A 3,316-nucleotide genomic window follows, 5' to 3' on the forward strand; every position below is an offset into this window, starting at 1 on the left:
CTCACCACTTCAAATCCTATTTAATTAAATAATAATGATTATCATTTAAAAAGTAAAAAAGAAATTTCTACTCTTGATGATCGAACTTTTAGATAGCTAAGGATTTATCTCTTTTATTGAAAAAATTGATGCACAAATGAATTATATATTCCAAAAAGTTTAATAACTAATAAAAATGATAAATTAGATTTATGTGAAAGCATTGCTATAATAAATCTAAGATTTAGTTACCCAGTCCTATGACAAGCACGTTGGAGAGCGACGACATGGCAGGCAAGACATTATATGACAAATTATGGGATGACCATTTAGTTAAGCAGCGTGATGATGGTTCAAGCTTGATTTATATTGATCGTCATTTATTACATGAAGTGACTAGCCCTCAAGCATTTGAAGGCTTACAACTTGCTGATCGTCAGCCATGGCGTTTAAGTGCCAATGTCGCAACACCTGATCATAACGTTCCGACTTCTAAAAAAGAGCGTGAGCAAGGTATTGCTGGGATTGAGGATGATACGTCTCGTATTCAGGTTCAAACTTTAGATGATAACTGTAAGACCTTTAATATCGTTGAATTTGGTATCAATGATATCCGTCAGGGTATCGCTCATGTGGTAGGACCAGAGCAAGGCTTGACATTGCCTGGCATGACGGTGGTGTGTGGTGATTCACATACTGCAACACATGGTGCTTTTGGCTGTTTGGCACATGGAATTGGAACTTCTGAAGTTGAGCATGTGTTAGCAACTCAATGTTTAGTACAGAAAAAATCGAAAAACATGCTTGTTCGTGTTGATGGTGTATTAGGCAAAGGCGTGACGTCTAAAGATGTTGTTTTAGCGATTATCGGCAAAATTGGAACGGCTGGTGGTACAGGCTATGCCATTGAATTTGGTGGTCAAGTGTTCCGTGATATGTCGATCGAAGGACGTATGACCGTATGTAATATGGCAATCGAAGCGGGTGCGCGCGTAGGTATGGTCGCTGTTGATGACAAAACCATCGCTTATGTGAAAGATCGTAACTATGCGCCTAAAGGTGAGCAGTGGGATCAAGCGGTAGAATATTGGAATACCTTACACTCAGACGAAGATGCTGTATTTGATGCGGTAGTCGTATTGAATGGTGCTGAGATTGAGCCACAGGTTTCTTGGGGAACATCTCCAGAAATGGTGATCCCTGTTTCGCAAGCAGTACCGACTTTAGAACAAGCAAAAGATGATGTTCAACGTAATGACTGGACTCGTGCTTATCAATATATGGGTTTAACTGCTGGTCAAGCATTGTCTGATATTCAATTGGATCGTGTCTTTATTGGTTCATGTACCAATTCTCGTATTGAAGATATTCGTGCTGCGGCAGATGTCGTGAAAGGGCGTAAAGTTGCATCTAGTATTAAACAGGCGATGATCGTTCCAGGTTCAGGTTTGGTGAAGCAACAAGCAGAACAAGAAGGCTTGGATCAAATTTTCTTAGACGCTGGTTTTGAATGGCGTGAGCCAGGTTGTTCAATGTGCTTAGCAATGAACGCTGATAAATTACAACCAGGTGAACATTGTGCATCTACTTCGAATCGTAATTTTGAAGGTCGTCAGGGTAACGGTGGTCGTACACATTTGGTGAGCCCTGCAATGGCTGCAGCGGCTGCAATTGCTGGTCATTTTGTTGATGTACGTTCATTCTAAAGGAGCAAAATCATGAAAAAATACACTGTAGAACAAGGTATTGTTGCACCTTTAGATCGTGCAAATGTTGATACCGACTTAATCATTCCAAAGCAGTTTTTAAAGTCAATTAAGCGTACAGGTTTTGGCGATAACTTATTTGATGAATTGCGTTATCTGGATGAAGGTTATTTAGGGCAGGACATTAGCAAACGTCCGATTAACCCTGAATTTGTGTTGAATAAACCGCGTTATCAAGGTTCAACGATTTTATTGGCACGCACGAACTTTGGTTGTGGTTCAAGCCGTGAGCACGCACCTTGGGCATTGAATGAGTATGGTTTCCGTACCGTGATCGCGCCAAGCTTTGCAGATATTTTCTTTAACAACTGCTTCAAGAATGGCATGTTGCCTGTGATTTTATCTGAAGAGATTGTTGATCAGTTATTCAAGGAATGTGCTGAAACTGAGGGTTATCAATTGACCATCGATTTAGAGGCTCAGGAAGTACGTACGCCAACAGGTGAAGCATTTAAATTTGAAATTGATTCATTCCGTAAGCACTGCCTATTAAATGGTTTGGATGATATTGGCTTAACTTTACAAGTGGCAGATGATATTCGTGCCTATGAAGAAAAAGCCAAACAGGCGCGTCCCTGGGTGTTTCAGGAAATAAAGGCCTAGTTTTTTGTTGACTGGAGATACCTGAATGTCTGGGGACATTTTAAATATAGTCATAGCGCAGACATTGAACTCTTGCTAACATGCTAGCGAATAATATTTGCTTGCATGTGTGCATGTTATGAGGGCTGGGCTTGAATAATGAAAAGAAGACTCGCTTACAGTATTTTACTGTGTCTAGGCGCTGCTACGACTTTGACTGCATGTCAAAATGCACCCAATGTGGTTGATCAAGTTCGTATCGTACAAAACACGTTAGAAAGCAAAGCGGACAACACAACTTTATATTGTTCAGGTGTTGAGAATTGTGAGTTTGAACGAATCGGTGATATTGCCGTGATCGATGCTAAATCGCACCGTATTAGCCAACAGGCGATGGAGCGAGGGATTGTACGATTGCATGGTTCGGTTTTCAGCCGAAAACAGCAAGTCTATTTGAGTATACCTGCCAAGCAATATGAGGTTGTGATTCGTTTCTATCCAATTTCTCTAGACCGCGCCGAGATGTTCCATGTGATTCACGAGTTCAAGCCGAATCAAAGCTATACCTTTAAAATGTACCGAGACCGTGCATATCGTTCGGGTAGTTTATTAAATGTATCTGCACCTGAACCCTTATGTGTGGATTTACAGCAAGAACAGCATACCATTCGCCGCTTCTGTCGCCCATATGATGTGAGCACAGGTTTGGGTGAATTTGTTGAGAAAAAGATTTAATCCGCTTGCAGTATGAACGCTGCATATATGAAACTGGAAAAATAGATGTCTAAACATATTTTAATTTTGGCAGGTGATGGGATTGGTCCTGAAATTGTGGGCGCTGCTGAGAAGGTCCTGAACAAGGTCAATGAAAAATTTAATTTGGGTTTGACATGGGAACAGGGTTTGTTGGGGGGGGCTGCGATTGATGCACATGGAGAACCTTACCCAGCTGTCACCAGTGAGCAGGCGAAAAAAGCCGATGCAATCTT

The 3,316-nt window shown here is 41.1% G+C and carries 4 protein-coding genes; all 4 read left to right on the forward strand.

Annotated elements, in window-relative coordinates; translation table 11 throughout:
- Window positions 1-266: 266 nt before the first annotated feature.
- A complete protein-coding gene (leuC, locus tag B4H32_RS03055) occupies window positions 267-1,685 on the forward strand; it encodes a 3-isopropylmalate dehydratase large subunit (RefSeq protein WP_004659116.1) in 1,419 nt (472 codons plus the stop codon).
- A 12-nt stretch (window positions 1,686-1,697) separates the two neighbouring features.
- Window positions 1,698-2,348 carry a 3-isopropylmalate dehydratase small subunit gene (leuD, locus tag B4H32_RS03060; protein WP_004680574.1) on the forward strand — a complete coding sequence of 217 codons (651 nt, stop codon included), beginning with the start codon at window positions 1,698-1,700 and terminating at the stop codon, window positions 2,346-2,348.
- A 138-nt stretch (window positions 2,349-2,486) separates the two neighbouring features.
- Complete coding sequence (locus B4H32_RS03065; RefSeq protein WP_004680572.1) at window positions 2,487-3,062, forward strand: hypothetical protein; 576 nt, start codon at window positions 2,487-2,489, stop codon at window positions 3,060-3,062.
- A 45-nt stretch (window positions 3,063-3,107) separates the two neighbouring features.
- A partial coding sequence (locus B4H32_RS03070) for an isocitrate/isopropylmalate family dehydrogenase (RefSeq protein ID WP_286799805.1) occupies window positions 3,108-3,316 on the forward strand: 209 nt, incomplete at its 3' end.

Origin of the sequence: Acinetobacter sp. UBA2063 (assembly GCF_002333245.1) — a bacterium.
Taxonomy (GTDB): Bacteria; Pseudomonadota; Gammaproteobacteria; order Pseudomonadales; family Moraxellaceae; genus Acinetobacter; species Acinetobacter parvus.